The 3481-nt window shown below is 24.6% G+C and carries 4 protein-coding genes and 1 tRNA gene; 3 read left to right on the top strand and 2 right to left on the bottom strand.

Going from position 1 to position 3481, the window contains the following annotated elements:
* Positions 1-161: 161 nt before the first annotated feature.
* Positions 162-1106 (top strand): type II CAAX endopeptidase family protein, encoded by a 945-nt coding sequence (locus Q0Y03_RS15240; protein WP_297714639.1) that lies wholly within the window; start codon positions 162-164, stop codon positions 1104-1106.
* 57 nt (positions 1107-1163) lie between these two features.
* Here the strand turns inward: Q0Y03_RS15240 and Q0Y03_RS15235 are convergent, their stop codons facing one another.
* Entirely contained in the window at positions 1164-1601 is a 438-nt protein-coding gene (locus Q0Y03_RS15235) for a hypothetical protein (protein WP_297714638.1), read from the bottom strand.
* A gap of 165 nt (positions 1602-1766) precedes the next feature.
* On the opposite strand from Q0Y03_RS15235, the gene Q0Y03_RS15230 reads away from it, so the two are divergent.
* Both Q0Y03_RS15230 and Q0Y03_RS15225 read left to right on the top strand, forming a co-directional pair.
* Positions 1767-1842 (top strand) — tRNA-Phe (locus Q0Y03_RS15230).
* Positions 1843-2079: 237 nt separating this feature from the next.
* Positions 2080-2286: a hypothetical protein gene (locus Q0Y03_RS15225; RefSeq protein ID WP_297714637.1), complete on the top strand. Its 207-nt coding sequence runs from the start codon at positions 2080-2082 to the stop codon at positions 2284-2286.
* 56 nt (positions 2287-2342) lie between these two features.
* On the opposite strand, the gene Q0Y03_RS15220 is transcribed toward Q0Y03_RS15225, so the two are convergent.
* On the bottom strand, positions 2343-3020 hold the full coding sequence (locus tag Q0Y03_RS15220) for a uracil-DNA glycosylase (protein ID WP_297714636.1): 678 nt from the start codon (positions 3018-3020) through the stop codon (positions 2343-2345).
* Between the last annotated feature and the right edge of the window lie 461 nt (positions 3021-3481).

Genomic DNA, 3481 nt, shown 5'->3' with positions numbered 1-3481 from the left:
ATGGTTATTTTTGTTTTGTAAGAGATTCAATTTTAACATGAAATTAGGGGGTCGTTGTTTTTTTATACAAAAAAACTTGCGAAACCTTGATATATAAAGATTTAAAAAGAGAAGTAGTGTAGAAAAATTTACACTAACATATTTAAAAAAGGGAGAGAGATATGAAAAAAGTATCAAGAGCAAACACATATTTTTTAATAATTATATTATTACAATTATTCTTACCAGTAGGGTTGCTATTTAGATGGTTTAATATTACGGATAGTAAGTCAATGTTACTTATTAGTCATGTTATAACATTTATTTTTCCAGCTATTATATATTTAATTATTACAAAGCAATCTATAAAAGATGTATTAAAGTTGAACAAGCTTTATTTTAAAGATTCACTATTAATAATATTATTAGCTTTTGTATGCCAACCAATAATGACGTTCTTTTCTTTAATTTCTCAGTTCTTCTTTGAAAATGAAATTGGAAATTTTGTAACAGGTATAGTAGATTCGCCATATATAATTTTACTTTTGCTTATAGCAGTATTACCTGCTATTACAGAAGAAATTACAATACGTGGAGTAGTTTTATCTGGATATGAAGATAAAAATATTTATTTAGCTTGTTCTATAACAGGATTATTATTTGGAATAATGCATTTAGATCCACAACAATTTTTGTATGCAGCAGTATTAGGGTTTGTATTAGCATTAGTAGTAAGAATAACTAATTCAATATTTGCATCAGCGTTAATACACTTTTTAATAAATGGAACATCAATAACATTACAGAAATTATTATCTTTTATTCCTGAAAGAACTTCAGTTATGGAGCAAGCAACAGAGGTTAGTTTAAGAAGTTTGGCAGTTTCAGAAAAAATATTTATGGCTATATTTTATGGATTAATAGCATTAGCATTTGGAATAGCTGCATATTTCATAATTAGAAAGTTAGCGGAATTAAATATTAGAAGAGGAATAATAAGTAGAGATGAATTAAGTATTAAATATAATAAAAGTAATGAAAGAGTATTTAATATTCAATTTATAGCTATTATAATAATTTATTTATTATATATGATGGCAGGCATAATAATTAGATATTTACTTTAGTATATAAAAATGAGGCCGAGATAATATTACCTCGGTCTCTTTTAATTATAATAAATTTTAACGGTATACTGGTGGTGTACTTTGTGATTGCTGATAAATAAATGAAAAATCATCTTTATTAATCCAACCTCTACAATTGTAATTACTATCAATAGGTAAATTTACATAGAACCAGGTTTTGTCATTTATAATGGCGCTATCTAAAATTTTAACTTCCATTTTTATATTTAATACTTTAACTTTAGGAGAATCAGTAATTGGAGCAAGAAAAACAGTTGTATTAGAATTGGTTATAGCCGCCTTAGCGGTAGGAGTTAAAAATTGTATATCTATATTTTGGTTCTTAATTAAAGCATTTCTATATTCATTTCTAATATTATTAAATTGATTAGAAGTTCTTAATATCCTTTTTTTAGCTATAGTTAATTTTTTTTCATAATAAAAATACATAAATATAATAATGAATATTAGTATTAAAAATATAAAATATTTCAACGTTACCTCCAGAATAAATGTTATATAATATATTTATATTTAACTAGTAATAAAAAATGACTTTAAATTTAATTCTTGTACTATTAAGTATATTAGAAATAAATAAATAAATTTATAAAAAGTATTTGACATAATATCTAATGATATGTATAATCAAATTGTTGAGGCTCGATAGCTCAGTCGGTAGAGCAGAGGACTGAAAATCCTCGTGTCCCTGGTTCGATTCCTGGTCGAGCCACCAGGAAAGCAACTTACTATAGTAAGTTGCTTTTTTTATATAAAAAATAAAGATATTAAAATAAAACTCCTAAAGGGTTGATATAATTACTTAAAATGGTAAAAAAATAAATTTTTGAAAAATATATAATATAAAAGACGATTAAGGTGTATAAATTTCATTTATTGTTAAGTTTAAATTAAGATATAATTAATAATTAGGGTATATAATTTATTTATAGATAAAAAAGGGGGAAGAGATATGATAGAAAAAATAATACTTTCAGATCAAGATTATGAATACTTGACTAAAGGAATAGCAAGTGGGATTGGAATAGGAATTTTATTAGGATTATTATTAGAAAATGTTATTTTTGGTTTTGCTTTAGGAGGCGTTATTGGAATTATCTTGTCTCTTATATATTCGGGTTATAAAAAAGTCAGTAAAAATAAGAGGTTAAGTAATTAAATTTATATATTTAATCAAATAGAAAAGTTAGAACAAAGAAAATGTTCTAACTTTTTTTAAATATTATCTATTTGCCAATCAATAGCTTTTTTATTAACAGATATTAAGAAATTATTAATCTTTGAAAATGGCTTACTTCCAAAAAAGCCTCTAGATGCAGATAAAGGGCTTGGATGAACAGAAGTAAGAATTAAATGCTTTTTATTAGTAATTAGATTTTTCTTTTTTATTGCATTATTACCCCAAAGTAAAAATACAACAGGATCTTCCTTTTCATTAACTAAAGAAATTATTTTATCAGTAAATACTTCCCATCCTATATTTTTATGTGAATTTGCTGCTCCAGCTCTAACAGTAAGAGAAGTATTTAAAAGTAATACTCCTTGATCTGCCCATTTCTTTAAATACCCATTATTAGGAATATAACAACCTAAATCAGAATTTAATTCTTTATATATGTTTAGCAATGAAGGAGGTATTTTTATGCCTGGATTAACAGAAAAACTTAATCCATGTGCTTGACCTGGACCATGATATGGATCCTGACCAAGTATAACAACTTTTATATCTTTATAAGGTGTAAAGTGTAGAGCATTAAAGATATCATATTTATCAGGATATATTGTTCTACTTCTATATTCGTTTGTCAAAAAAATTCTTAAATTTTGACAATATTCTTTATTAAATTCATCATCTAAAAGATCTTTCCAATCATTTTTCAATATATTTGCCATTATAATCACTCCTAATTAAGAATAGTTTTTCTAATTAATTTATAAATATTAGATAATTATAACACAAACGCTACCTAGTATATCAATAATAGAAAAAAAGAGAAAAAATAAGAAAAAACAAGTAATATTGAATATATTTAAATATATTCAATTAAAAATGATAATAATAAAAAAAGAATAGTGATATTATAAATCACGTCAGCAGCGACAAAAACAAACAAAGTAAGTGATTGTTTTTGTTGATGTTACAAAATAATTTCTTCAAAAGTGATTAAGGTTAAAACTTTTTTAAAAAAGTTGTTGACAGTAGTCGGAAGAAATGATAAGATAAGGAAGTCGCTTCGGTGCGACAGAGTAAATGGTCTTTGAAAATTGAACAGAATATAGTTAAAGTAAACCAGCAATTCTTTTGAGAGTCTTAAAACAAAGACTCAAAGTAATTTGAGCAAATGATTAAACTT

The sequence above is a fragment of the Clostridium sp. genome, assembly GCF_026168755.1.
Taxonomy (GTDB): domain Bacteria; phylum Bacillota; class Clostridia; order Clostridiales; family Clostridiaceae; genus Clostridium.
This window is presented reverse-complemented; position numbering and strand designations above follow the sequence as displayed.